The 24,935-nt window shown below is 60.4% G+C and carries 22 protein-coding genes; 11 read left to right on the forward strand and 11 right to left on the reverse strand.

Annotated elements, in window-relative coordinates; translation table 11 throughout:
* Window positions 1-123 precede the first annotated feature (123 nt).
* From H8F23_RS24110 to H8F23_RS24120, 3 genes are all read right to left on the reverse strand, one after another.
* Complete coding sequence (locus H8F23_RS24110; protein ID WP_194936050.1) at window positions 124-4,593, reverse strand: hemagglutinin repeat-containing protein; 4,470 nt, start codon at window positions 4,591-4,593, stop codon at window positions 124-126.
* A gap of 97 nt (window positions 4,594-4,690) precedes the next feature.
* Window positions 4,691-6,418, reverse strand: coding sequence for a ShlB/FhaC/HecB family hemolysin secretion/activation protein (locus H8F23_RS24115; protein ID WP_194936051.1), 1,728 nt, complete (start codon window positions 6,416-6,418; stop codon window positions 4,691-4,693).
* 108 nt (window positions 6,419-6,526) lie between these two features.
* Entirely contained in the window at window positions 6,527-7,660 is a 1,134-nt protein-coding gene (locus H8F23_RS24120) for an MFS transporter (protein ID WP_194936052.1), read from the reverse strand.
* 98 nt (window positions 7,661-7,758) lie between these two features.
* On the opposite strand from H8F23_RS24120, the gene H8F23_RS24125 reads away from it, so the two are divergent.
* The 3 genes from H8F23_RS24125 (at window position 7,759) to H8F23_RS24135 (ending at window position 11,318) form a co-directional block, all read left to right on the forward strand.
* On the forward strand, window positions 7,759-8,523 hold the full coding sequence (locus tag H8F23_RS24125; protein WP_194936053.1) for an AraC family transcriptional regulator: 765 nt from the start codon (window positions 7,759-7,761) through the stop codon (window positions 8,521-8,523).
* Between the two features lie 96 nt (window positions 8,524-8,619).
* Entirely contained in the window at window positions 8,620-9,729 is a 1,110-nt protein-coding gene (locus H8F23_RS24130) for an HlyD family secretion protein (protein WP_194936054.1), read from the forward strand.
* Window positions 9,726-11,318: a DHA2 family efflux MFS transporter permease subunit gene (locus H8F23_RS24135; protein ID WP_194936055.1), complete on the forward strand. Its 1,593-nt coding sequence runs from the start codon at window positions 9,726-9,728 to the stop codon at window positions 11,316-11,318. The genes H8F23_RS24130 and H8F23_RS24135 overlap by 4 nt, the downstream gene beginning before the upstream one ends.
* A 136-nt stretch (window positions 11,319-11,454) precedes the next feature.
* Here H8F23_RS24135 and H8F23_RS24140 read toward each other — a convergent pair whose 3' ends face one another.
* Window positions 11,455-11,895, reverse strand: coding sequence for a carboxymuconolactone decarboxylase family protein (locus tag H8F23_RS24140; protein WP_095050559.1), 441 nt, complete (start codon window positions 11,893-11,895; stop codon window positions 11,455-11,457).
* 186 nt (window positions 11,896-12,081) lie between these two features.
* On the opposite strand from H8F23_RS24140, the gene H8F23_RS24145 reads away from it, so the two are divergent.
* Complete coding sequence (locus tag H8F23_RS24145) at window positions 12,082-12,381, forward strand: hypothetical protein (protein WP_194936056.1); 300 nt, start codon at window positions 12,082-12,084, stop codon at window positions 12,379-12,381.
* A 186-nt stretch (window positions 12,382-12,567) separates the two neighbouring features.
* Here the strand turns inward: H8F23_RS24145 and H8F23_RS24150 are convergent, their stop codons facing one another.
* The 3 genes from H8F23_RS24150 to H8F23_RS24160 form a co-directional block, all read right to left on the reverse strand.
* Window positions 12,568-14,139 (reverse strand): sensor domain-containing diguanylate cyclase, encoded by a 1,572-nt coding sequence (locus H8F23_RS24150; protein ID WP_194936057.1) that lies wholly within the window; start codon window positions 14,137-14,139, stop codon window positions 12,568-12,570.
* 177 nt (window positions 14,140-14,316) lie between these two features.
* Window positions 14,317-15,090 (reverse strand): aldolase, encoded by a 774-nt coding sequence (locus H8F23_RS24155; RefSeq protein ID WP_194936058.1) that lies wholly within the window; start codon window positions 15,088-15,090, stop codon window positions 14,317-14,319.
* Between the two features lie 12 nt (window positions 15,091-15,102).
* A complete protein-coding gene (locus tag H8F23_RS24160; protein WP_194936059.1) occupies window positions 15,103-15,807 on the reverse strand; it encodes a haloacid dehalogenase type II in 705 nt (234 codons plus the stop codon).
* 109 nt (window positions 15,808-15,916) lie between these two features.
* Here H8F23_RS24160 and H8F23_RS24165 point away from each other — a divergent pair, with 109 nt between their 5' ends.
* Window positions 15,917-16,774, forward strand: a complete 858-nt coding sequence (locus H8F23_RS24165; protein WP_194936060.1) for a LysR substrate-binding domain-containing protein — start codon at window positions 15,917-15,919, stop codon at window positions 16,772-16,774.
* Between the two features lie 17 nt (window positions 16,775-16,791).
* Here the strand turns inward: H8F23_RS24165 and H8F23_RS24170 are convergent, their stop codons facing one another.
* The 4 genes from H8F23_RS24170 to H8F23_RS24185 all read right to left on the reverse strand — a co-directional run bounded on the left by H8F23_RS24170 (window position 16,792) and on the right by H8F23_RS24185 (window position 19,343).
* Window positions 16,792-17,313 carry a hypothetical protein gene (locus H8F23_RS24170; protein ID WP_194936061.1) on the reverse strand — a complete coding sequence of 174 codons (522 nt, stop codon included), beginning with the start codon at window positions 17,311-17,313 and terminating at the stop codon, window positions 16,792-16,794.
* Window positions 17,313-18,041: an alpha/beta hydrolase gene (locus tag H8F23_RS24175; RefSeq protein ID WP_137218725.1), complete on the reverse strand. Its 729-nt coding sequence runs from the start codon at window positions 18,039-18,041 to the stop codon at window positions 17,313-17,315. The genes H8F23_RS24170 and H8F23_RS24175 overlap by 1 nt, the downstream gene beginning before the upstream one ends.
* Before the next feature lie 3 nt (window positions 18,042-18,044).
* Window positions 18,045-18,542 carry a PAAR domain-containing protein gene (locus tag H8F23_RS24180; RefSeq protein ID WP_038362545.1) on the reverse strand — a complete coding sequence of 166 codons (498 nt, stop codon included), beginning with the start codon at window positions 18,540-18,542 and terminating at the stop codon, window positions 18,045-18,047.
* Window positions 18,543-18,677: 135 nt separating this feature from the next.
* Window positions 18,678-19,343, reverse strand: coding sequence for a ribonuclease T2 (locus H8F23_RS24185; RefSeq protein ID WP_194936062.1), 666 nt, complete (start codon window positions 19,341-19,343; stop codon window positions 18,678-18,680).
* 165 nt (window positions 19,344-19,508) lie between these two features.
* On the opposite strand from H8F23_RS24185, the gene H8F23_RS24190 reads away from it, so the two are divergent.
* From H8F23_RS24190 to copD, 6 genes are all read left to right on the forward strand, one after another.
* Entirely contained in the window at window positions 19,509-19,979 is a 471-nt protein-coding gene (locus tag H8F23_RS24190) for a hypothetical protein (protein WP_194936063.1), read from the forward strand.
* 48 nt (window positions 19,980-20,027) lie between these two features.
* Entirely contained in the window at window positions 20,028-20,993 is a 966-nt protein-coding gene (locus tag H8F23_RS24195; protein WP_194936064.1) for a phospholipase D family protein, read from the forward strand.
* 73 nt (window positions 20,994-21,066) lie between these two features.
* Window positions 21,067-22,773 carry a copper resistance system multicopper oxidase gene (locus H8F23_RS24200; protein WP_194936065.1) on the forward strand — a complete coding sequence of 569 codons (1,707 nt, stop codon included), beginning with the start codon at window positions 21,067-21,069 and terminating at the stop codon, window positions 22,771-22,773.
* A gap of 11 nt (window positions 22,774-22,784) precedes the next feature.
* Window positions 22,785-23,654 (forward strand): copper resistance protein B, encoded by an 870-nt coding sequence (locus H8F23_RS24205; protein WP_194936066.1) that lies wholly within the window; start codon window positions 22,785-22,787, stop codon window positions 23,652-23,654.
* 32 nt (window positions 23,655-23,686) lie between these two features.
* Entirely contained in the window at window positions 23,687-24,061 is a 375-nt protein-coding gene (copC, locus tag H8F23_RS24210; protein ID WP_194936067.1) for a copper homeostasis periplasmic binding protein CopC, read from the forward strand.
* 3 nt (window positions 24,062-24,064) lie between these two features.
* Entirely contained in the window at window positions 24,065-24,934 is an 870-nt protein-coding gene (gene copD / locus H8F23_RS24215) for a copper homeostasis membrane protein CopD (protein WP_194936068.1), read from the forward strand.
* Window position 24,935: the final 1 nt, after the last annotated feature.

The raw sequence follows: 24,935 nt of genomic DNA on the forward strand, positions 1-24,935 counted from the left end.
TGCTCGCGAATGCGGTTCACCAGTCACCTACTGCATTGACGGAATGGACGCTTTCGCGAGCAAGCTCGCTCCCACATTGTTCGGTGGTGGATGGCAGATCTGGCACATCCACTACCGTTTGTTTTAGCCTTTTTCGTCGATCCCGGCTTGCAGGGTCTGGGTGTCCAGATGCCCGCTCAAGGTGACCGGGCCGACTTTCAGGTTGCCGTTTTCCAGGGAAACCTTCGGTGCGTTTTCCTCGGCTTTATGCGGCAGATCCAGGCCTGCCTTCACGCCATAATCGCGGTTGCTCAGATCAGCACTGCTGACCTTCGAACCACCCAGATCGACCTTCCCTTGCGTCGCCGAAATCCGCGCACCGGTCAGTTGCGTGGCGCCGCCGACCGCGAGATTCACGCTTTGGTTGGCACTGATCCCGGAGGCCTGCGCCACGCCGTCCTTATGCGCATACTCACCCTGCGCTTTCAATGTCGGCTTGTAATCGGTGCCGGCAAGTTTCTCCTTGTCGCTCGGCGGGTTTTTCTTCGCGGTCAGGCCCAGATCGACATCGACCTTGGCGTGGTTGCTCGAGTCTTGACGGCTCTCGACGGTCAAATCACCCGCGACCTTGCCGCTGACAGTTTTCGCGTCAATCCGCGCACCCGCCAGCCGTGCGTCACCGGCGCTGTTCAACACCACGCTGTCAGCCTTGATCTGGCTGTTCTGCTGCGTGCTGCCTTGCAAGTAATCCACGCCGGCTTTGGCCCCGGCGTTGAAGCCGTGATCGCTGCTGGCCTTCTCATCCTTGGCAGTCGGGGTTTTGCTGCTCAGGTTGCCGCCGGCGTTGAGCGCGACATTCCAGTTATTGCGCTGGTCGGTGGACTGCGCCGACTCCTGCACATAACCGCCCTTCTGCGCATCAATGCTGACGTTCGGCGCGCTGACTTGCGTGCCTTGCAGGTGAATCGAGTCACCGCTCAAGGCGATACCGTTCTGGCTGTTGAGCTGGCCACCGCTGAGGGTTTTCGAATCCTCGTTGACCCGACCGATATTGAAATTGCCACTCAGATTGCCACCCTGATCACGGCTCTTCTCGCTGCTGGTTTTGCTGCCGCCGCCCTTCAAACCACCGCCGAGATTACTGCCGCTGGCGGTGTGGGTGTCGGTGGCCGCTTGCAGGTCGAGCTTGCCGTCAGCGTGCAGATCGATGGCGCCAGCGCTGTCGATTTTGCTGCCTTGTTGGACTTGATCGCCGCCGCTGCTGAGTTGCACTGGACCGTTGCCGCTGATGCTCGCCACATGGGCATGGGTGTCAGTGCTCTGCTTGCCGGTGTGATCGAGCTGGAAACCGGCGCCGAGGTCGACATTGGTGCCATCGGTGCCCGGCAAGGTGCCGACCGTCAGCGAGCCATTGCCGCGCAGGCTGGTGTCATTGTTGGTTTGACGGTCATTGGCTTGATTCAGCGCCAGATCACCACCGGTGTTGATGTTCACACCGCCCTGCGCGCCATCGAAACGGCTGCCTTCGAACTGCGCATCGCCACCGACCTTGATGTTCACACCCTGGCTGCCGGCATAAGCGCCGACCACGGCGGTGGAACTGTCCTTGCTCGACGCACTGCTACCACCCGCGCCACTGCCGGCGACGTTCACGTCTTCACCGGTTTTGGTGTAGACGCGCACATCGACCTTGGCATCCACCGCGTTAGCGCTGCTGTTGTGTGTGTTGCTGGCGGCATCGGCAAGCAGTTGGTCAGCGCTGATGTTCACTTCGCCGGCGCTGGCGTTGTATTGCGTGCCTTGGTCGTGCAGCGTGCCGGTGGCTTTCACATCGACGGTGCCGCCGTCAAAACGGCTGACCACTGCGTTGTTGTTCTGCTCGGTTTTGCTGGCGCTGCCGTGACCGACTGCGACGTCGATACCAACGTTCGGCTGACCGAGATTGGCCAGTGCGTCCTTGTCCGGCACCTTGCCGTTGAGCACATCCTTGACCGCGCCGGCGATCGGCCGGGCGATGTCCTTGTATTCGACGTTGGCGCCGATGTCCGCCGACCAGTTGCTCTCGCTATGCGTGCTGCTGTCAGTGTTGCTGGCCGCACGGTTGTCGATCGCGTTGGCGGCGACGTTCAGACCATTGCCGGCCTTGAGCTGCGCGCCCTCGGTGGCGAGTTTGTCGGCATTGATCGTCAGGCTGCCGCTGCTCTGTACGCTACTGGTTTGCGCGGTGGTTTTGCTGGTGGAATCCTGCGCCGTGCTGTGGGCGAAATCGACGCCACTGCCAGCACGGTCGAGGCCGCCAGTGTAGTAGAAACCACCGCCGGTGCTGGAGGTGTCGGTGGAGGTTTTGTGGCTGTCAGCTTCGGCCAGCAACGACACGTTTTGGCCGCTCAATGTCGTGTCGCCAGCGGTGGATTTCACCTCTGCGCCTTTGAGCGTAACGTCACCGCCCGCCTTCACCTGCACACTGCCGCCGCTGAGGCTGGAACCTTGTTGAGTGACGTCGTTGCTAGTGACGGTTTGCTGTTTGTCTTCGTAGTGAATCCCGGCGCGGTATTGTTCCGGCGTCTGCTCTTTGGCGTACGCATCGAAGCCACGGGTGTGCGTGGTGTCAGTGCTGTCGTGAGTGTTCTGCGCCGAATGCACATTGACGTCGCCTGCCGCGTCGGCCGTCAGCGCACCGTCAGCCTTGACCGTCGAGCCAGCCACCTCGATGTCCTTGGCGCTCTTGAGCTTGAGGTTGCTGTCGGACACCAGTTCGCTGCGCACGGTGCTGCTGTCTTTGCTGTTCTGCCGCGACTCGTCCTTGCTGATGCCGAAGAACTTGCTGTCCTTGTCGTGGTTGTTGCTGTGCGAGGTGTCCTGCACGCCATCGATCACCAGCGAACCCTTGTCGCTGATCACGCTGGCGTCGCTGCCGCCACGCACCTGGCTGCCGCTGATGCGCACGTCGTCAGCCTTGACGATCAACTTGCCGTTGGCGTTGACCTTGCTGCCCTGATGCTGGGTCTTGCCCTTATCGGCATCGCCGGTCTTGCCGAAGAAACCACCGCCGACCAGGTCACCGGAGTAACTATTATCGCTACTGCGATCGGTGCGTGTGGCGGTGCTGATTTCCACTTGTTTGCCGGCCAGTTTCAGGTCGCCGGCGCTGCTCACCTCGGCGCCTTCGGAGCGCAACAATGCGGCGGTTTGCAGGGCGATATTGCCGGCCTTCAACTGGCTGGTGACGCTGCGCTGTTCTTCGCTGCTGCTGTTCCAGTCGGCTTTCCACAGGTGTTTGCGGTGGTTGCCTTGATCGGTCTGCGTGTGGCTTTCGGTAGCGGCAGTCAGGCGCAAATCGCCAGCGCTTTGCACGTCGAGTTGCTTCGCGGCTTCGACCTTGGCGGCTTTCAGTTCGGTGTCTTTGCCGGAGGCAAGTTTGACGTCGCGGCTGGCAATGATCTGGCTGCCGTGCTGACGGGATTCGCTATCGGTCTGGGTACGGTCGTAGGTTTCCCAGGTGATGCCGATGGTGCTGTTGTTCCAGTTTTCGCGCTTTTCCTGAAGCTTGCGGCTTTCGACCGTGGACAAAGTCAGGTTGCGTTTCGCCTCAACAGTGACGTCGCGAGCGCTGACATCAGCAGCGGCCAACGTCAGATCCTTGCCGCTGTGCAAGCCGACGTCGCCCTGACTACTGCGGATACCGGCGCGGGTCACGTCGAGGCTGTTGGCCACGGCTTCACCGCTGACACTCAAGTCACCGGCCGAGCGAATCTGCACGCCGTCACGCCCGGCGACTTGCACCGCGCCCACCCGCACGCCCGCGCCTTCGGCGGTGCTGACAATATTGATTCGCCCGGCCTGCATCGCGCCGAACAGGCTGGCGTCGATGCGTTGATCAGATGTGTTGCCCGCCGGATCCACGGCTTTCACCTGACCGCTGGCGTAATCGACCTGATTGCGTCCCACCGTGAGGTTCAACTGATCGCGTGCAGTGATCGCGCCCTGGCTGTCGATACGCGGCGCGATGAGGTTGATCGAGCCCTCGCCGTTGCGCAGGCCACCGCTCTGAATCTGCAACTGACCGCTGGCATCGCGGCTGCTCAGACTTTGCAGTTTGCCGTCATTCAATTCCGGGCGACCGACCACCAGATTAGCGTTCGGCGTGTTGATGAAGCTGCCGCCATTGACCGAGATGCCGTTGGGGTTGGCCAGCACATAATCGGCTGCGCGGCCGAAGATTTCCTGCGCACCGTTGATCGCGGACGGATTGCGACTGATCACTTCGTTGAGGATCACGCTCGCCGCCTGCCCTTGCAATTGCGGGTTAGCCGCCAGTTGCCCGGCCAGTTGCGATTGCCCGGCCTGCAAGGCGTTGTTCAGCACCAGGCCCTGGCGATCGACGTTGTAGTCGAGGAACTGGTTGTGCGACAGGCCCGAACCGTTGGGCGCGACGATGTTGACGATGGGCACACCGCCCTGGGTCTGCAATTGCGCGGTGCCGCCGGGCCCCGGTGCGACCACGACGCCGCCGGCCATCGCGCTCGGCAGGTGCACGGCGAAGAACAGGCTGGCAATCGCCCAGCGCAATTTGCCCCGAGGGGAAAGATGAAATGCAAAGGTGTGTGCTGGCATAAAAACGTCTCCATGTGAGTACGGCATCACGTTGCGCGTTTAGTCTTGGCCGTGGCTGACGCGCTCAGATCCGACGGCTGTTTGTTCACTGCGTTGTTCAGATTTGCAGGCCCACGCGCATTAGCCAGGTTTCAGGCTCGTGCTGCAGACCATTCGGGGTGTTGAGGGCGCGCTGGTAATCGACGTCCACTTGCAGGTTCTTCCAGCCCAGATTCAGACCGACACTGGCACCGCTCAGGCGTTGCCCCTGCGCACCGTGATCAGCCTTGATCCAGCCATGGTCGAGGCCCACCCGCGGGGTGATCTGCAACGGCCATTCGCTGCGCAGCGGCAGGCGCAAGGTGTTGCGCCAGATCGCGCCGCTGGCGCCGGAGGCACTGCTGACCCGATAGCCGCGCACCGCCGAGTCGTCGGTGCCGAGCAACTGTTCGATGGCCGGCAACGGGTCCGGGCTGTATTGCACATTGAGTTGGCTCTGCCACTGCCAGGCCTGCGCGCCGAACTGGCCATTGCGCCATTGGCTGAGGCCGGCGCGGTACTTGCGGAACTGCGCCTTGGGCAGGTTGTTGATCTGATGTTGTGAGTCATCGTCGGCGCCAAACCAGCGCAAGCCTTGGGCGTAATTGACGTCTAGGTTCCACACCGCGCGGTCGAGCCAGAACAGATTGAGCCCGGCCTCGGCCACGGTCAGGGTCGGGCTTTGAATGCCAAGGCGAACGTCTTGCAAGTAGCTGTCGACATCTTTGTGTGCCAGTTGCAGGTTGGCGCTGAGCTGACGGCTCTGGTCGCGCCACAACACACGGTCGGCGCGCAGGCTGACCTGATCGGTGATGCCCGTGCTGTGAAAGGTCACGCTCGGCAGTTTGAACGGCGCACGATATTCGGCGTGGCTGGCGAACACGCTGTAGGTCCAGTAGCCGTAAGGGATCGCGTAATACAGGCTGGCGTTGCGGCTGTAGCGGTCACCCTGATTGAGGGTGTCGCTGGCGCTGAGACTCAACAAGTCGTTGAGTTGCAGTGGGCTGTCGAGGCTCAGGCTGACGGTGTCGCGATCACGTCCAGTGCTGGCGCTGCCGAGGTTGTCGATACCCGCGTTCAAGGCCCAGCGCGAATGCGCGGCGGTGCGCGACCGCAGGATGATCCGCGAGGCACCGGGCTGGCTGCCGGGGGCGATGTCGGCGGTGAGATCAATCGAGCGCAGACGATTCAACTGGTCCAGTCCCTGCTCCAGATCGCGCAGATTCAGCGGCTCGCCGAGCATGTTCGGAAAAGCACCGCCCAATGAAACCGGCAAGCTCTGATCCGCCAGTTCGATGGACTCGATGTAGCCTTCGTCAATGCGGATATCCAGCGACTGCCCCGCTGCCGGTGCGCTGAGCAGATACGGACGACTGGCGATGTAACCCTTGTCGACGTAGCTCGCGGTAATGGTGGCCAGCAGATGATTGATCTGGCCGACGCCCATGCACGGCGCCAACAACGGCTTGATCCGTGCATTGAGCTGGTCGCTGTCGATCAACGTGACGCCGCCGATGCGCGCACCGCTCAACGGCCAGCAACGTTCATCGGGGGAGACGGTTGGCGGAATGGCCGGAGTGACCGGCGCAGGGCCGAACGCGCCGCGTTCCAGTTGCCGCTTTCTTTGCTCAAGTTGCAGTTGTTGCAGATCGCGCTGCTGCTGTTGCTGCTGGCGCAGCACTTCCTGGCCCGGCGCGACAGGTTCGGCAGCTTCAATCGAGGAGGCACAGACACTCAACACAAAGGCCGACAACAGCGGGCAGCGCGTGGAACAACGACGAAAAACAGCGCGAAACGGAAACGGCACGCAACTTCCTTGCGATCATAAAATGGCGTAATGCCATGTCATCAATGATCGTGATAGTCGGAGCCATCCCACACAAAAGCAAGACGCGTCCTACAACGCTTACATTTCTTAAACAATTGCTTTGCCTGGCTTTATTGTCAGCAGCAAGGCCACGGCGCTGCACGTTATCAGGGTTTCCCCGAGGGCCTGAAACCAGCCGGCGAGCATCAGCCCCGCGCCGATCAGCAGGTAATACATCAAGCCCAGCAACGCCCCGGCGGTGCCCAACCGATCAGCGTAATCGGCGAGGGCCGAACCGAGAATGTTCGGGATCGCCAAGCCGAACGCCAATACCACCAACAGCATCGGCAGGACGAACGCGACACCGCCTTGCAGCGACCACACGCCCACGCCACCGAGCAAGGCGATGCCAGCCGCGAGGCGAATCAACTGCAATGCCTTGAACCCGGCCGTCAATAAACGCCGGTTGAGCCATGCTCCAAAACCTGAGCCCAGCGCGAGGATCACACCGCTGTAGCCGAACCCGCTGGCACTGACGCCCAATCGCTGAAAAATGAACGGTGCGAGGCTGTAATAGCTGAACAGCGCCACGTTGAATGAGGCGATCCATAGCGCCGAGCGCCAGATATCCGCGTCACGCAACATGCGCCCAAGCGTTTTGAACAGAGCAACATGGCCAGTCGGCGCTGGCCGGGTTTCCGCCAAGGTGTAGCAACTCCATAACCACAACAACGTGGCCAGCAACAGCAACGCGCCAAGCACACCGCGATAACCGAAGGCCTGAACCAGACTGGCCCCCGTGAACAAGCCAAGCGCCGGGCTGGCCGCCAGCGCCATGCCCACCAGGGAAAACACCTGCGCCAGTTCTGTGCCGTTGAAGCGGTCACGCAACACGGTCTGCGTGACCACCGACCCCACCGCCGCACCAAAGGCCGCCAACATCTGCGCCAGTAACAAACCGTTGAAACTGCTGACCCGCAGGCCTACAAGCGTGGCAATTGCATAGATTGCCAGGCCCGCGAGCATCGTCGGGCGTCGACCGATGCGATCGCACAAACGCCCCCACACCACCACCCCGACGGCAAACGCGAGGAAATACACCGACAACGTCTGCGCGGCGGCTTGCGGGCCAACGTTAAACACCCTCCCGATATCACCGAGCGCCGGGCTGTACAGGGTTTGCGCGATCTGCGGAAACATCAGCAGCGCAATCGCCAGCCACAAGAAATGTCTGTTGTTCATGCTTCATCACTCCTCTCATAAACCGCCGAGGAGTTTAAGAATCGCTGACTGGCGTATTATCCAGATCCTGCCAATTTATCGCTGAAACCGGACAACCCATGGCTTGGCTCGACGCCCACGCAACGTTTGATGCAGATCGCTATGACGCACCGGTGATCGGTATCGCCTCGACCTTGGGCGATCACGATTCCGGTCTGCACCGTCATCAACGCGGCCAACTGCTGTACACGCGCCAAGGCTGCACGCGGATTACCCTGGCGCAGCAACTGTGCCTGCTACCGCCGTCGCGGGCGGCGTGGATTCCACCGGGTGTCAGCCATCGCGCGGTGATGCAACAGAGCGTCGACTACCGCTCGATCTACTTGATCGCCGAACTGTGCAGCGCACTGCCGCAGCAGGTTTGCGTGATTGAAGTCAGCCCGTTGTTACGTGCGGTGCTGGAACCGATGGCGCTGGCGGATTTCGCCAGCGATTGGCAGCAAGGCAAACTCTCCCACCTGCTCGGCCTGTGTCTGAGCGAAATCGCTGAAGCGGCGCAGCAACCGATGCTGCTGCCGTTACCTCAGGACAAGCGCCTGGCACCCCTGTTGAAAACGCCTGAACGTCTGCCTCCGGAGTTGCAAGTGCTGGAGCAGCAGGTCGGCGCCAGCAGCCGCACCATCGGGCGAATCTTCCAGCGCGAAACCGGCATGAGTTATCAGCAATGGCGCCAGCAGTGGCGCTTGATGCGCGCAATGGAATTGCTCGCCACCGGGCGCAGCCTGAGTTACTGCGCGTTCGAATCGGGTTTTGCCAGCGACAGCGCTTTCGTCGCCTTCTTCAAAACCATGACCGGCAGCACACCGGGCCACTGGCTCAAGTGAACAACTGACGATTGGCATCAGAAATAATTTGCCACTAAATATTACCTGCGTCATATTACAGCCGTAATAACGATCCGCTTACGCAGGTAATCCGCCATGACCAGCATGCCCACCCTCGAACCTGTTGTGGTAAAGACCAAGCCGTCCCTGCTTAAACGCGTTTTGCTTCCGGGCGCCGGATTGCTCGCGCTGATCTTCGCCGGTGTGTACGCCGTGCATTGGTGGGGTGCCGGGCGTTTTCTTGAAGAAACCGACGATGCCTATATTGGTGGCGACGTCACGGTGATCGGCCCGAAAGTCGCCGGTTACATCGACGAAGTGCTGGTCAGCGACAACCAGCACGTGAAGGCCGGCGATGTACTGATCCGCCTCGACGCCCGCGACTATCGCGCCAACCTCGCCAAAGCCGAAGGCGCCGTTGCTGCCGAAGAAGCCCTGCTGGCCAACCTCGACGCCACCGAACAACTGCAACAAGCGGTGATCGGTCAGGCCCGCGCCGGCATCGACGCCGCTGGCGCAGAAACCGCACGCTCGCGGGATGACAACGCGCGCTACAAACGCTTGGTGACGACCAATGCGGTGTCGGTGGAAAGCGCACAACGCGCCGACGCGACCTTCAAAACAGCGCAAGCCCTCAGTGCCCGCGCCCAGGCCGAACTGCTCGCCGCGCAACGCCAACTGGCGGTGATCGATACGCAAAAACAACAGGCCCGCGCCGCCCTTCAACAAGCCCGCGCCGAACGCGATCTGGCGCAACTGAACCTCGGCTACACCGAACTGCGCGCGCCGGTCGATGGCGTGATCGGCAATCGCCGCGCACGGGTTGGCGCCTATGCACAGGCCGGCTCGCAACAGTTGTCGGTGGTGCCGGCCAGCGGCCTTTGGGTCGATGCCAATTTCAAGGAAGACCAACTGGCGCGGATGAAACCCGGGCAACGCGTGAGCATCCGCGCCGACGTCCTTTCCGGACAGGAATTCCACGGCCGCCTCGACAGCCTCGCCCCCGCCACTGGTTCGCAATTCAGTGTACTGCCACCGGAAAACGCCACCGGCAACTTCACCAAAATCGTCCAGCGCGTGCCAGTACGGATCCTCCTTGACCCGGCTGACGGCGTACTCGGGCACTTGCGCCCGGGCCTGTCGGTAACGGCGGAAGTCGACACCCGTGCACAACCGGAAACCAGCGCCGTGGCTGTCGCACCATGAGCACCGCCCTCGCCGCCCCGGCGCAACCGTTCAACGCGGCGGACATGGCGACCGCGACCAAGGTGTTCGCCTTCGCAACCATGTGCATCGGCATGTTCATCGCGCTGCTCGACATCCAGATTGTCTCGGCGTCACTGCGCGATATCGGCGGTGGACTGTCCGCCGGCACCGACGAAACCGCGTGGGTGCAGACCAGTTATCTGATCGCCGAAATCATCGTGATTCCGCTGTCGGGCTGGTTGTCACGGGTGTTCTCGACGCGCTGGTTGTTCTGCGCGTCGGCGGTCGGTTTCACCCTCGCCAGCCTGCTCTGCGGCGTGGCCTGGAACATCCAGAGCATGATTGCCTTTCGGGCGCTGCAAGGTTTTCTCGGCGGCTCGATGATCCCGCTGGTGTTCACCACGGCGTTCTTTTTCTTCACCGGTAAACAGCGGGTAATCGCCGCCGCGACCATCGGCGCGGTCGCGTCATTGGCGCCGACCATGGGGCCGGTGATCGGCGGCTGGATCACTGATATTTCCTCGTGGCACTGGCTGTTCTATATCAACCTGGTGCCGGGGATTTTCGTTGCCGTGGCAGTGCCGATGCTGGTGAAAATCGACCAGCCGGAACTGTCGCTGCTCAAAGGCGCGGACTATCTGAGCATGGTGTTTCTCGCGCTGTTTCTCGGCTGCCTGGAATACACCCTCGAAGAAGGCCCGCGCTGGAACTGGTTCAGCGACCAGACCATTCTGACCACCGCGTGGATCAGTGGATTGGCAGGATTGGCGTTCATTGGCCGCACCCTGCACGTGGCCAATCCGATCGTCGATCTGCGCGCCTTGAAGGACCGCAATTTCGCCCTCGGTTGCTTCTTTTCGTTTGTCACCGGCATCGGTCTGTTCGCGACGATTTACCTGACGCCGCTGTTCCTCGGCCGGGTACGCGGCTACAGCGCGCTGGACATTGGTCTGGCGGTTTTCTCCACTGGCGTGTTCCAGATCATGGCGATTCCGCTGTACGCCTTTCTGGCCAATCGCATGGACCTGCGCTGGATCATGATGATCGGTCTGGGTTTGTTCGCGGTGTCGATGTGGGAGTTCAGCCCGATCACCCACGACTGGGGTGCGGGGCAATTGATGCTGCCGCAAGCGTTGCGCGGGATTGCCCAGCAACTGGCGGTGCCACCAGCGGTGACGTTGACTTTGGGTGGGTTGGCGCCTGCACGTTTGAAGCATGCGTCAGGGTTGTTCAACCTGATGCGCAATCTCGGCGGGGCGATTGGTATTGCGGCGTGCGCGACCATTCTCAATGACCGCACCAACCTGCACTTCACGCGGTTGGCCGAACATCTGAACAGCAGCAATGAAGCGATGAATCAGTGGCTGTCTCAGGTCGGCGGCAACCTGGCGAATCTGGGCCAGAGCGGCGACGTCGGCGTCACCGCCAGCCTGCGCCAGTTGTGGTTGCTGACCTACCGTGAGGCGCAAACGCAGACCTACGGCGATACCTTTCTGATGATCGGGGCGTGCTTCGTTATCGCCACGGCGATGGTGCCCTTGATGCGCAAGGTGCAACCACCGGCGGCGCCGAGTGCGGATGGGCATTGATGCCTAATCTGAAACTATCCACCGCCACCTGTGGGAGCGAGCTTGCTCGCGAATACGGTGTGTCAGGCAACAATTTAGTGACTGATACATCGCTTTCGCGAGCAAGCTCGCTCCCACAGGAGTTATGCGTTGAGGCTTAAGCTTGTGGGATTTTACGGAAGCCCACCGCCAAACGATTCCAGCTGTTGATGGTGTTGATCGCCACGCTCAGGTCGACCATTTCTTTGGGCGTGAATTGCGCCGCAACCACGTCGTAATCTTCGTCCGGTGCGTGGGTCAGGCTCAGTTGGGTCAGCGATTCAGTCCACAGCAGCGCGGCGCGTTCGCGGTCGCTGAAGAACGGCGCTTCCCGCCAGGCGGTGACCGCGAACAGCCGACGCGGGGTTTCACCGCCCTTGATCGCATCGGTGGTGTGCATATCGATGCAGAACGCGCAGCCGTTGATTTGCGAAGCGCGCAGCTTGACCAGTTCGATCAGGGTCTTTTCCAGCGGCAGTTTGGACACCGCCGTTTCCAAAGCCATCATCGCTTTCAAGGCGTCTGGGGAAGCGGTGTAGAAATCGGCACGAGGTTGCATGGTAGCTCCGGGTAGCAAGTGAATGTGTGGTTACGTTAGCCCTCACACCCGGTCCGGCAAATAGCCAATATTGCCGAAGATCAGGAGGCCACTCGGTTTCGCTGCTGACCGCTCGTCAGCTACCCGGCACCAAGGGTTCTGCGCGTCAGACCAATATCAGGTACAGACCCTTTGTGGAGACGGATCATGATCACGCGCAAACTCACTTCGTTATTACTCGCCGGGCTGCTGGCCACGGCATCGACCGCGAGCTTCGCCGCCAATGATGGCGCTGACGCCACCGGTACCAAATCCGGCGGCCCGACCAGCACCACCACGCCGCCAGATAACACGCCGGGGGCGCCTTCCGGTGGCAGCGGTTCTTCGGGGATGGGTTCCGGGACTGGCACCAATGGTGGCGCGAGCGGCTCGGGTTCGGGGGCTGGCGGCGGCACAGGTTCGGCCGGCGGCGGGACTGGCGGTGCGGGCGGTGGCACGGGCGGATGAACGAACAAGAGCCATCCGTGGTGAAGACCCTTGATTGTTTGGGTATTCACATAACCTTGGCCTGATGAAAATCCCTGTGGGAGCGAGCTTGCTCGCGAAGGCGGTAGATCAGCCAACATTTTCATCGCCTGACACTGCGCTTTCGCGAGCAAGCTCGCTCCCACAGGGTTTGTGTCAGCGTATGGATCAGCGATCGGAACGCATCAATTCGGCCAGGCCGCTGTCCAGCGACAACACCGCTGCGCGATTGCGCCCGGCATTTTTCGCCTGATACAGCGCCGCATCGGCGCGCTGGATAAACACTTCCAGGCTGTCATTGCCGCTCGGGATAAATGAATAGCAGCCCAGACTCACCGTCAGATACCCGGTCGGCGAGCCGCTATGGGTGATGTGCTTGTCGATCACGCTGCGTCGAATCTGCCCGGCAATTGCCAGCGCGCCGTTGATGTCGGTGTCCGGCAACAGCACCGCAAACTCCTCGCCACCGTAACGTACTGCCAGATCGGATTTGCGCTGACAGCACGCCCGCAGCACCTGAGCAACCTGGGTCAGACAGTGATCCCCGGCGACGTGGCCATAGGCGTCGTTGTAGCGTTTGAAGAAATCGATATCGAGCATGATCAGGCTGACCGGACTGACCTGCCGCGCGCCCCGGGCAAATTCGGTCTCCAGCGAACGCTCGAACAAACGTCGATTGGCCAATCCGGTCAGGCTGTCGTGGGTCGCAATCTGCTCCAGTGCGCGCTGGGCCTTGCGCAGGTTTTTCTCGATCCGTTCGCCGTCGCGCACCTGATGAATGAACACCCAGCCAAACAGGCCGACGCCGAGAATCACCAGCGCGACAATCACACTCGACTGGAACGCACGCTCGTACCAGCCCTTGAGAATCGTGTCGCGCGAGGTCGCAGACGACACCACCAACGGATACGCCGACAAGCGTCGATAACCGTACAAACGCACAACACCATCGACCACCGAATTGATCATCGCCGTGCCGGCTGCCGCCTCGGGCAGCAACGTGCGATAAATCCGTCCTTGCGCCAGCGACGTGCCGATCAGGCTTTCATCAAACGGACGGCGGGCAAGCAAAGTGCCGTCGCTCAAGCCAAGAAACATGATGCCTTGGTCATCGAGGCTGAAGCTCTCGAAGAAGCGGTCGAAGTACGACATCTTGATCCCGGCCAGCAACACACCCTGAAAATTACCGGCGTGATCATTGAGGCGTTTGGAAATCGGGATGATCCACTCGCCGTTCTCGCGGCTGCGAATCGCCGGCCCGATGTGCGCCAGCGTCGAAGCGTTCTGTTGGTGGAATTTGAAATACTCGCGGTCCGCCACGCCATTGCCACGGGGCAGATCAGTAAATGAGGTGATCACCCACTGCCCATCACGATCGAACAGGAACATGCCGTGCAACTGATCGAGTTGCTGCACGCGCCGGGCGAAGGTTCTCTGCAGACGCGGCTTCTGCGCGGCGCCGTAACCGTCCTCCTGAATCCAGTCGACCAGGCTGGTCATCACCAGATCGGCAGCCAGGAAGGTGTCCTCGGCCTGCTGGGCCATCGCCCGGGTCAGGTTGCTCGACGCGACTTTTGCCACCGCCAGATCCTGGCGTCGCGACTGCTCCAGTTGCAGGTACAGCAAACCGGACAGGCACAACCCCACCGCAACGATAAACAGCACAGCCGCTTTGCGTAGCGGCAGGCGTTTAAGGGTGCCTCCGGGGGCCTGATGTGGGTCGTGAATGGGGATAGGCAAAAGCAAGTCCTGGGCTGGTACGACAAGGGCGCCAGCAGGGAAACCCTTATGTTTGTGAGCGTAGCCCACCGGAATCTACGGGGCAAACGCCCCGCTCCCGCCCAGGTATATCGGCGCGCAACGAGATTGGATGATCGCTGTTCGACGATTTATTTTCGATTGCCTCTTTAGGGTTAGTCAGTTGTGAAGGGCCAGGCGCCGCATCGCACTGTGCAAGTGAGCCCGCGCACTTTGCGCATCGCCCTCGCGCATCTGCTCATAGGCCCGCTGCGCAATGGCGTGGGGCACCGGTTTCAACTCCCGTTGCGTGGCCATCGCCAGCAACTGCACCTGCGCGGCCCGCTCCAGGTAATAGAGGTCGTCCCAGGCTTCGGCGATGGTCGGCGCGGCAACGATCACGCCGTGGTTTTTCAGGAACAGAATGTCGGCGTCACCCATGACCCCGGCGATACGGTCGCCTTCGGACGCATCCAGCGCCAGGCCGTTGTAGTCCTCGTCCACCGCCGTACGCCCGTAGAACTTCAGCGCCGTCTGCCCCAGCCACAACAGCGGCGGCCCTTGCAGCAAGCACAACGCCGTGGCGTGAGGCATGTGGGTGTGGAACGCGACTTTCACTCGCGGCAGTTGTTTATGCAGACGCGCGTGAATGTAAAACGCCGTGGCTTCCGGCAGGCCTTCACCCTCCACCACGTTGCCCTCGAAGTCGCAGACCAGCAGATTCTGCGCGGTCACTTCGGCGAAGGCATAGCCGTAGGGATTGACCAGAAACAGATCGTCATGCCCCGGCACCATCGCCGAAAAGTGGTTGCAGATGCCCTCCTCCAACCCATGCAACGCGGCCAGTTGAAAGCACGCCGCCAGCTCGCTGCGCGCAGTGATGATCGCTTCTGTGTCGAGGTTCAGCGCTGTCGGGCGTGAGGCCCGCGCTCTGGCAGTCAGGGTGTGAGCCATGACGATTCTCCGTTACCAACCGAGGGATTTGAACAGCGGCAACACTTGATCGAGGGTATTGAGGATCGCGTCGGGGCGATAGTCCGCCAGCAACTGGCGACCGGTGCCGCGATCGATCCACACACAGCGAAAGCCCATGTTCCGCGCGGCCGTGTGGTCAAGCATAGGGCTGGCGCAGATGTGCACCACCTCTGCGCGACTGACGCCCAACTGTTCATGAGCGTAGTCGAACAGCCGTGGCGCCGGCTTGTAGGCACCGGCCTGTTGCGCGGTGATCACCCGGTCAATGTAGCCGCCGAGTTGCGCGACGTTGCCGGCAATGATGTCGTCGTCGGTGTTGGAGACGATGCACAGTTTGAAACCCATGGTTTTCAATTCACGCAGGGTCTCGATCACTTCGGCAAACGGCGGCATTTTCGGGATCGCGGCGGCCAGGCGCTGGCTGTCTTCGAGCAGGCTCGGCAGGCCCGATTCTTCCAGGGCCATTTGCAGACCAAGGGTGCTGAGTTCACGGAACGAACGGTGCGGCGGGGTTTGTTCGAGGCGGTGTTCATGACGGTCATAGACTTCAATCAGATGAGCGACATCGACCTGATGCTCGCCCTTCTCGCTGAGAATTTCGCCGACTACAGCTTTGAGGCCTTCGTCCCATTGGATCAAAGTGCCGTAGCAATCGAAGGTCAGCCACTGCGGGCGCGGTGTGTGGATGAGTGTCATTGGTCGAATCCTCCGTAGTGAGGACTTCAGCTTATGAGCACTCGGTGATAGTGTGAAATTAAATAAATAGCCAATCGTCAGTTGAATAATCACTATCGAGAGCGCCGCCATGCTGGACCTGGAATTGCTGAAAACCTTTGTCTGCGTGGTCGACGAAGGCAGCTTCACCCGCGCCGCCGAGCGCGTGCACCGCACCCAATCGACGGTCAGTCAGCAGGTGCGCAAACTCGAAGAGCTGGTCGGCCACGCCCTGCTGCTGCGCGACCGTACCGGGCTGAATGTCGCCGTCACCGAGCACGGCGAACTGCTGATCCACTATGCCCGCCGTTTGCTGGCGCTGTCCGCTGAAGCCAGCGAGGCGCTGGCCAGCGACCTCGACCTGGAAATCCTGCGTATCGGCATGCCGGAAGACTTCGACGCGCGGCGCATGGCGCTGATCCTCGCCGGCTTCACCCGCAGCCATCCGCAAGCACGGCTGGAAACCCTCAGCGGCATGAGCCTCGATTTGCGCCAGCGTCTGGATGCCGGCGACATCGACATCGCCCTGATCAAACGCGAACCCGACAGCGGCCCGGCGTGGGCGACCTGGCCGGAGCGGTTGGTGTGGGTCAAAGGCGCGGAGTTTGATTCGTCCGCTGGCGTGTTGCCGTTGGCGTTGTTTCCGCAAGGCTGCCTGTATCGGCAGCGCGCCATTCGTTTGCTCGACGTTGCCCAGCGCCCCTGGCGGGTGGCGTTTGGCAGTCACAGCCTGACCGGGATTCAAGCAGCGGTGGCTTCGGGACTGGGGGTGTCGGTGCTGCCGGTATCGGCGGTGTTGCCTGAGCATCAGGTGTGTACGGATCTGCCGGAGTTGGCGCCGACGGAATTGGCGTTGGTCAGTCGTGAGGGTGTGTTGAGCGGGTTACAGCGCGGTCTGGTGGAGTTTTTGCGTGGGGAGTTGGGGGTGGATGCCGGGGGATTCGCCTGAAATCCCCCTTGCTTCTGTTATCGGGGTTTGTTGATTTCCCGCAGCAGATCCGCGACGGGAATGTTCATGGTGTTTGAGTAGTAGGGTTTGTAGCCGTAGGCGGTGACGACGACTTTGCAGGGGATTTGTTGTTTGTTGGCGAGGAGTTGGTTCAGTTCTGCCGCTGACAGATCTCTCTCCGTACTTCGGTCGCGGGAGGTTTCAGTGATAAATGTACGGGTCGAAAAGGAGAATTTGGAGCTGCCGCTTTCGCGTATATCAGAATCCACCAGCCCCACCGCAGAAAACTGAATAGCTTTGCCAACCGAAAAATCGTGGTCATCCGCTAACGCGCACCTCAATGTCCCCGAAGCCATCCCTTGCCTTTCGCCTCGGCCAAACAGGTTCAAAACATCCACATCGGATTGATATTTTATGACATATAAAAGGGAACTCGACCTATCTACGGACACATAACTCAAATTTGCCGGAGGCTGTAAATGGTCCTTTGCACATCCCGAACAGACAGCCAGAACCACACAAAGGAAAAACCTGTACATCACGGAAACTCCTTCATGATTGAATCAAATAGCAAGTCACTTGCAGACTTACCACCAGCGATTGGGGCGTTTAGCAATCCCAGTGCGTTGGCATGATTCGTGTCGACATTTACGTTAAGTGACGGTCCGCAGGAGATAATCCATTTTTCCCCGAAGTCCGCGACCCCGTCTGATGGGTCTCTCTTGGAAGGTGTTGCCTTGATATTGATCCAATCAACCGAAACTGGCGCGGGACGTTCACGATAAATGTCTGAGCCCAGCCACACCAAAGCCCCTTCACCCACAGGATCCAGAGTGATCAGCATCTGAACCTTGTAACCCCAATCCGACATTATTTTGGACAGGTGCGCACCATTCCAGCCGCCGAGACTATGGCCAACGATATAGACGGGACAGCTTTTATACGGAATAAGGCTTAGCACGTGCCGTTGAATGTCCTGCTTTCCTCTGACTTCGTTGTAACCCAACCATTCCGATTTATATTTCCCTTCTCCCTTTAGTGTCTCGGTGCGCCTATCAAATGCGAGTCGGGCATCCTGGATGTTTTCATAAGGCCCCGAAAAATAATAACTCTCCTTATCTCCCGCACCTCCGATAAAAACCACAATCGCCTTGGTACTCTCCACCGGCACAGGCTTGTCACTGACATCCTTCTTGTCCGTCAGCGCATGTTCCTTGTGCAACCTGTAATTGTTGCCCTTCGCGCACGTTACCGTTTCAGCAGCCATGCCTCACTCCTCCAAAAACAACTTGATGGTTTCCGGCAGGTGCGAGCTGACTTGGTGAGTAAATCCGTTCGCGTCAGACACCCCATGTTCCAGACGCCCGTCAGCGCGCTGAATAACGTAAGGATGATCAGGCATGGGCTCACCAGTCACGTCATTGACCAGTTTCAACCTGTCAGTGAAATGCACCGGCATCGGTAACAGGCCACTGAATGGCGCGGCTGTCACCGTATCACCGATGATCACCGTGCCTGAACCGCCGATGACGACATTGCCGTGACCACCGGTGCTGTCCAACGTGGCGGCGTTCAAGCCATTGATGAACACCGTCGACGCAACAGCGCCGGTGATCGGGCTGCCGCAAGCAGATTTATCAGTCATTCGCGCAGCCGCCAGACCGTCGAAATTGACATTCGGCGAGCCACTGGCTATGGGATTGGTGCCATGTCCCGGCAATGGACAGGCGGTTGGATCGGTAACGCGGGCGGCGGGTTTTCCGCTCATGAACAGCTCCTTGCAATGTAACGTGGTCATCCTTTCGGGGGCGCAAGCATGCGGGAGTTCGCCGGGTACTTCAAACCTCCAGACCAAAAAAGGCGCCCGATCGGGCGCCTTTTTGATACGTGGAAACCGCTCAGGTTAGCGCGACGGCGGCACCCGAATATCCCCCGCGCGGCACTGGGCTTTCACGCCCTTGCCACACGCGCCGAACTGCAGATCCTTGCTCATGCACACGCGTACTTCCGACAGTTCCGGGCCGCTGCAAATGACGGCGATGCCATCCGCTGGAATCCCCGGGTTGGCCTTGCGGAACAGGTCAGCAATTTCCTGGGCTTCGAAGTAATAGGAGCTGCTGAACGGTTGCAGTTCCTGCGGGATTTTCACCGCTGCCACGGCTTTGTCCGCTTTGTCCAGATAGCCCATCGCGCCGAGGCCGCTGCAGGTGCCGTGTTTGGACCATTCGTGGTCGAGCAGTTTTTTGGTCGGGAACAGCGTCAGGCCCTGGCTGGTTTGCGCCGCGTTCAGCGTGGTCAGCGGCGGGCAGGATTCCGGCCAGCCACCCTTGGCGTATTGTGGCCACAAGCCGTGCAACACAAAGCCGTAGCCCTTGCCCGTGCACTGCGAGTCATCTTTGTGGGTCAGACAAAAGGTCGGCGACCAGGACAACGCCAGCAGGTAGTAATCGAATACCCCCGCCACCGATTCCGCCTGGGCCTTGCTGGACTGTGATTGGCGCGCCGAACTCAAACCGATGCTACCGGCCGTCAGCGCAATCACCGCCAAAATTGTAAACAGCTTTTTCATGTACCCACTCCTTTGGGACGCCTGCGTCCATGGTTTTTGATCCTGACCGACTTGGCCAGCACTGATTTCGACACGCTTGTGTTGCAAGCGCATGACGCAAGGCAAAGCCGTACGCCGTTGAAAGGTCTACGATTAACAGGCAGCCACCAAACCAAGGGAACCAAAATGAGTAAAGCAGACGAACTCGCCGCCAAACTCAAACAAACCCGGCATACCCACGCGGATGCGGCACTGGAAATCGATTGCTGGCCTGCTCAGGTGTATGACTTGTACCACCGTATTGAGGCGTGGTTGCAGCCCGTCACCGAAGTAGGACTGAGGATTCGGCGAAATCCTACGCATGTTTGCGAAACTTCACCGGATGGTGAGGCGCATGACTACGCAATTGATCAACTGGTGATCGAGGCCAATGATCGAAGCCTGACATTCGATCCCATTGCGCGGTTTACCGAGGATGGCGCCGGGCGGGTGCAGATTACCCTGCCGGAAAGAAACACTTATCTGTTGCGAACCATCGATGAACACCACGAAAGCCACTGGTGGTTGCAAACCGTCGAAACCGGGCAGGAATTGGATGCCATCGCCCTGACCGAAAACAACTTGCTGCAGGTCGTGCAGGAAGGGCTTGGCCTCTAGGATCGACAGCCCCGGCAGATCTTCTATTAACCTCTTAGAGTTGTACTGATGACACGTCTGATTCAAAACCAGCAACAACTCGCTCAATGGGCGCGCGAAGTCAAAGGTTCATTGGACATTGCCGTCGCCTTTTGGGGCGAACGCGCCATAACGGAACTGGGTCTGGATCAACGCCGAGGAGACGTCCGCATTCTCCTTGACTTGTCTGCAGGGGCGACGAACCCCGCAGTGGTCAGGCAACTGCTCCAACTGCATCCAGCGAACATTCGCAGCCTCCCTCGACTCCATGCCAAGGCTTACATTGGCGAAAACGAAATGATCGCAGGAAGCGCCAACGCATCAGCCAATGGCTTGGGCATTGAAGGTCAGGCAGCCAATCAATGGATTGAACTCGGCATCCTGACGGACGATACCGTAGCGATACAGGACGCAAAACGCTGGTTCGCTGAACGCTGGTCTGAGTCGGATGCCATCGATGTCGACAGTGCCTACTTCAAAAAAATCGAAGCGGCCTGGGCAGCCCGGCAAAAATTCCGGCAGGTGCAAGACACACAGCCAGACTCGCTGATCGCGGCGGCCATGAAAAACCCTGAAGCTTTCGGCTCGGAACGCTGGTTTGTCACTGTCGACATTCACGATATGTCCACCAAAGGCAAAAAGGCTCTGGCGCAGAAGTCGACGGAACAAGGGCAACCGGCATTTGGTTGGGAGAGCTGGAGCGATATCCCGCAGCATGCACACTTCATCAGCTTCTATCACGATGGCGAGCAGTTCTGCTTTGCAGAAGAGGACGGCGCCAATGAGCCAGTCTTCTACTCGGCTACCGGGCAAGCCGAGTTCATGCAGTATGTGAGCGCCAGCCATATCCCAGGCTACAAAAACAACCTGGGAGCGCTGCACGAATGGCTACCGCTGTTACACAAAGCCAAAGCGAGCACTGCCAACTGGAAGTCCGAGGGTGGAATGTGCATGGATCTCGGGACGTTTGCCGCGTTAAACCTGTCAAAACTGTAATCCCCGCCTCAGCCAACTGAAAGCTGGCGCTGGTTAGCCTCCCCGTCATGAGTCAAACGGGGATTTCCAGCACATGCCTTCCAACCCTTCACGACGCACCTTCGTCAAAGGCCTCGCCGCCGGCAGTCTGCTTGGTGGCCTGGGCCTGTGGCGCACGCCGGTCTGGGCGCTGAATGCGCCCGGTCAACTGCATGAACTGAACGGCAGCGACTTCGAGCTGTTCATCGGCGAAACTGCGGCCAACTTCACTGGCAGCCCACGCACGGCGATGACCATCAACGGCAGCCTGCCCGGCCCTTTGCTGCGCTGGCGCGAAGGCGACACCGTAACGCTGCGTGTGCGCAACCGGCTCAGCGCCAGCACGTCGATTCACTGGCACGGCATTCTGCTGCCGGCGAACATGGACGGCGTGCCGGGCCTGAGCTTTCACGGCATCGAACCGGGCGGCGTGTACGTCTATCAATTCAAGGTGCGGCAGAACGGCACCTACTGGTATCACAGCCATTCCGGCTTGCAGGAACAGGCCGGCGTTTACGGCCCGCTGGTGATCGACGCCAAAGATCCTGAGCCGTTCCAGTACGACCGCGAGTTCGTGGTGATGCTCAGCGACTGGAGCGACGAAGAGCCGGCCAGCCTGATGAAGACCCTGAAAAAACAATCCGACTACTACAACTTCCACAAACGCACCGTCGGCGATTTCATCAACGACGTCAGCGAAAAAGGCTGGGGCGCCACGGTGGCCGATCGCAAGATGTGGGCAGAAATGAACATGAATCCTACCGACATTGCCGACGTCAGTGGCGCCACCTACACCTTCCTGATGAACGGCCACGCGCCCGATTCGAACTGGACCGGCCTGTTCCGCCCCGGCGAAAAATTGCGCCTGCGCCTGATCAACGGCTCGGCCATGACCTATTTCGACGTGCGCATTCCCGGACTGAAAATGACCGTAGTCGCGGCGGATGGCTTGCACGTCAAACCGGTCAGCGTCGATGAACTGCGCATCGCGGTGGCCGAGACTTACGACGTCATCGTCGAGCCGGACGCCGAGGCGTACACCCTGTTTGCCCAGGCCATGGATCGCAGCGGTTATGCCCGTGGCACCCTCGCCACTCGCGCCGGATTGTCGGCGCCGGTGCCAGCGTTGGACCCGCGACCCTTGGTGACGATGGACGACATGGGCATGGCCGGCATGGATCACGGTTCGATGGACATGAGTGACATGGCGGGCATGGATCACTCGGCGATGGGCCCAATGCAATCCCATCCCGACAGCGAAAAAGACAATCCGCTGGTCGACATGCAAGCCATGACCACCGCACCCAAACTCAACGACCCCGGCCTCGGCCTGCGCAACAACGGCCGTCGCGTGCTCACCTACGCCGACCTGCGCAGCACCTTCGAAGACCCGGATGGCCGCGATCCGAGCCGCACGGTCGAACTGCACCTGACCGGCCACATGGAGAAATTCGCCTGGTCGTTCAACGGCATCAAATTCTCCGACGCCGAACCGCTGCGCCTGAAGTACGGCGAGCGTCTCCGCCTGGTGCTGGTCAACGACACCATGATGACCCACCCGATTCACCTGCACGGCATGTGGAGCGATCTGGAAGACGAAAACGGCGACTTCCAGGTGCGCAAACACACCATCGATATGCCGCCCGGCACGCGCCGCAGTTATCGCGTGACCGCCGACGCACTTGGCCGCTGGGCCTATCACTGCCACCTCCTGTACCACATGGAAACGGGCATGTTCCGCGAAGTGCGGGTGGAAGCATGAAGGGGCCGCTGATGACTCGACTCACTGCGTTTTCCTTGCTGCTGATCGGCAGCTCGGCGATGGCCGCCAGCGACATGCCGGGCATGGATCACAGCCAGATGGCCGACATGGATCACTCGGCAATGCAAAGCATGGACGACGGCATGATGCAGCCCGCCGCCCCGACCGAAAGTCGCACGCCGATCCCGCAGTTGACCGACGCCGACCGCGCCGCCGTATTCACCAGCCCCGGCGGTCATCAAGTCCACGACAGCGCGATCAACACGTACTTCCTCGCCGACAAACTCGAATGGCAGGACGCCGACGACGGCAGCGCGCTGGCCTGGGATCTGTCCGGCTGGATCGGTGGCGATATCGATCGTCTGTGGCTGCGCTCCGAAGGCGAGCGCAGCAACGGCAAGACCGAAGATGCCGAGCTTCAGGCGCTCTGGGGCCATGCAATATCTCCGTGGTGGGACGTGGTCAGCGGCGTGCGGCAGGACTTCAAACCCGGCGCGCCGCAGACCTGGGCCGCGTTCGGCCTGCAGGGCATGGCGCTGTACAACTTCGAAGCCGAGGCCACCGCGTTTATCGGTGAAGGCGGCCAGAGCGCGCTGCGGTTCGAGGGTGACTACGACATCCTGCTGACCAATCGCCTGATCCTGCAGCCCACCGCTGAAATCAACGTCTACGGCAAGAACGATGCACAACGCGGTATCGGTTCCGGGCTTGCCAACACCGAGGCGGGCCTGCGCCTGCGTTACGAAATCCGCCGCGAATTTGCGCCGTACATCGGCGTGACGTGGAACCGTACCTACGGCAACACCGCCGATTACGCCCGCGAAGAAAGCGAGGATCGCAGCGAAGCGCGCCTCGTCCTCGGCGTGCGGATGTGGTTCTGAATTCCCATTAAAAAACACTCCAGAGGTCTTGCATGCGCACCTTGAAAATCACCCTTGTACTCGCCAGCGGCTTGCTCCTCAGCAGCCTCGCTCAAGCCCACCCGAAACTGCTCTCGTCGACTCCCGCCGAAGGTGCTGACGGCGCCGCGCCCGGCAAGATCGAACTGCATTTTTCCGAGAACCTGTTGACGCAGTTCTCCGGCGCCAAACTGGTCATGACCGAAATGCCCGGCATGGCCCATTCGCCGATGCCAATGAAAGCCAAAGTCAGCGCCGGCAGCGATCCGAAAAGCATGCAGATCACCCCGCTCGCGCCGCTGCCCGCCGGCACCTACCAAGTCCAATGGCGCGCAGTGTCTTCCGACACGCACCCGATCACCGGCAACGTCACGTTCAAAGTGAAGTGAGCAATGGCTGAACTGATCAACATCGTGCTGCGGTTTGCGTTGTATGTGGATTTGCTGCTGTTGTTCGGGCTGGCGTTGTTTGCGCTGTACAGCGCTGGGACGCTGCTGCACTTTCGGCCGATGCTGCGCGGGATGGCATTGATCGGGGCGTTGTTGTCAGTGGCAGGATTGGTGCTGATGACCCGCGCCATGAGTGGCGAAACGGCGCTCGCGGCGCTGTGGCCGCATCTGCAAATGATGCTGCTGGAAACCGATGTCGGGCTGGCGTGGGCAGTGCGGATGATCGCGCTGATCGTGGTGTTGATCAGGCCGGGCGCGTGGCTCGCATCGATGGCTGGCGCCATTGCCCTCGCCTCTTTGGCCTGGAGCGGACACGGGGCGATGGACGAAGGAACACTGCGGTTCTGGCATTTTCTCAGCGACATTCTGCACCTGCTCGCGGCGGGCGCGTGGCTGGGTGCGATGCTGGCGCTGGTGTTGATGGCGCAGGGGTCGGTCGATGAAGCTCGCATTCGTTCGCTGGCGTTTGCGGTTCGGCGTTTTGAGTGGATCGGTGCAGTGATTGTGCTGACGCTGTCGATTACCGGCGTGGTGAACTACCTGTTCATCGTCGGTGCGAGACTGGACGAAATCTTGCTCGGCACTTACGGGATGCTGCTCGCGATCAAGGTTTTACTGTTTGCCGGGATGTTGGTGTTGGCGGCGTTGAACCGCTTTCATCTTGGTCCGGCGTTGGCGCAAGCGTTGCGCAATGGACAATATGTCATCGCGGCAAATGCGCTAAAACGCAGCGTTGTCGTTGAACTGGCAATCGCATCGCTGATCGTGGCGCTGGTGGCGTGGCTAGGCACGTTAAGCCCGGAAGCAGGGTGAC

The organism is Pseudomonas neuropathica (assembly GCF_015461835.1).
In the GTDB taxonomy this organism is placed as follows: Bacteria; Pseudomonadota; Gammaproteobacteria; order Pseudomonadales; family Pseudomonadaceae; genus Aquipseudomonas; species Aquipseudomonas neuropathica.

Bases quoted from the DNA above. Each gene is read 5' to 3' on its own strand.
- H8F23_RS24110 (WP_194936050.1), bottom strand. From the start codon at position 4,593: ATGCCAGCACACACCTTTGCATTTCATCTTTCCCCTCGGGGCAAATTG.
- H8F23_RS24120 (WP_194936052.1), bottom strand. From the start codon at position 7,660: ATGAACAACAGACATTTCTTGTGGCTGGCGATTGCGCTGCTGATGTTT.
- H8F23_RS24125 (WP_194936053.1), top strand. From the start codon at position 7,759: ATGGCTTGGCTCGACGCCCACGCAACGTTTGATGCAGATCGCTATGAC.
- H8F23_RS24130 (WP_194936054.1), top strand. From the start codon at position 8,620: ATGACCAGCATGCCCACCCTCGAACCTGTTGTGGTAAAGACCAAGCCG.
- H8F23_RS24135 (WP_194936055.1), top strand. From the start codon at position 9,726: ATGAGCACCGCCCTCGCCGCCCCGGCGCAACCGTTCAACGCGGCGGAC.
- H8F23_RS24140 (WP_095050559.1), bottom strand. From the start codon at position 11,895: ATGCAACCTCGTGCCGATTTCTACACCGCTTCCCCAGACGCCTTGAAA.
- H8F23_RS24145 (WP_194936056.1), top strand. From the start codon at position 12,082: ATGATCACGCGCAAACTCACTTCGTTATTACTCGCCGGGCTGCTGGCC.
- H8F23_RS24155 (WP_194936058.1), bottom strand. From the start codon at position 15,090: ATGGCTCACACCCTGACTGCCAGAGCGCGGGCCTCACGCCCGACAGCG.
- H8F23_RS24160 (WP_194936059.1), bottom strand. From the start codon at position 15,807: ATGACACTCATCCACACACCGCGCCCGCAGTGGCTGACCTTCGATTGC.
- H8F23_RS24165 (WP_194936060.1), top strand. From the start codon at position 15,917: ATGCTGGACCTGGAATTGCTGAAAACCTTTGTCTGCGTGGTCGACGAA.
- H8F23_RS24170 (WP_194936061.1), bottom strand. From the start codon at position 17,313: ATGTACAGGTTTTTCCTTTGTGTGGTTCTGGCTGTCTGTTCGGGATGT.
- H8F23_RS24175 (WP_137218725.1), bottom strand. From the start codon at position 18,041: ATGGCTGCTGAAACGGTAACGTGCGCGAAGGGCAACAATTACAGGTTG.
- H8F23_RS24180 (WP_038362545.1), bottom strand. From the start codon at position 18,542: ATGAGCGGAAAACCCGCCGCCCGCGTTACCGATCCAACCGCCTGTCCA.
- H8F23_RS24185 (WP_194936062.1), bottom strand. From the start codon at position 19,343: ATGAAAAAGCTGTTTACAATTTTGGCGGTGATTGCGCTGACGGCCGGT.
- H8F23_RS24190 (WP_194936063.1), top strand. From the start codon at position 19,509: ATGAGTAAAGCAGACGAACTCGCCGCCAAACTCAAACAAACCCGGCAT.
- H8F23_RS24195 (WP_194936064.1), top strand. From the start codon at position 20,028: ATGACACGTCTGATTCAAAACCAGCAACAACTCGCTCAATGGGCGCGC.
- H8F23_RS24200 (WP_194936065.1), top strand. From the start codon at position 21,067: ATGCCTTCCAACCCTTCACGACGCACCTTCGTCAAAGGCCTCGCCGCC.
- H8F23_RS24205 (WP_194936066.1), top strand. From the start codon at position 22,785: ATGACTCGACTCACTGCGTTTTCCTTGCTGCTGATCGGCAGCTCGGCG.
- copC (WP_194936067.1), top strand. From the start codon at position 23,687: ATGCGCACCTTGAAAATCACCCTTGTACTCGCCAGCGGCTTGCTCCTC.
- copD (WP_194936068.1), top strand. From the start codon at position 24,065: ATGGCTGAACTGATCAACATCGTGCTGCGGTTTGCGTTGTATGTGGAT.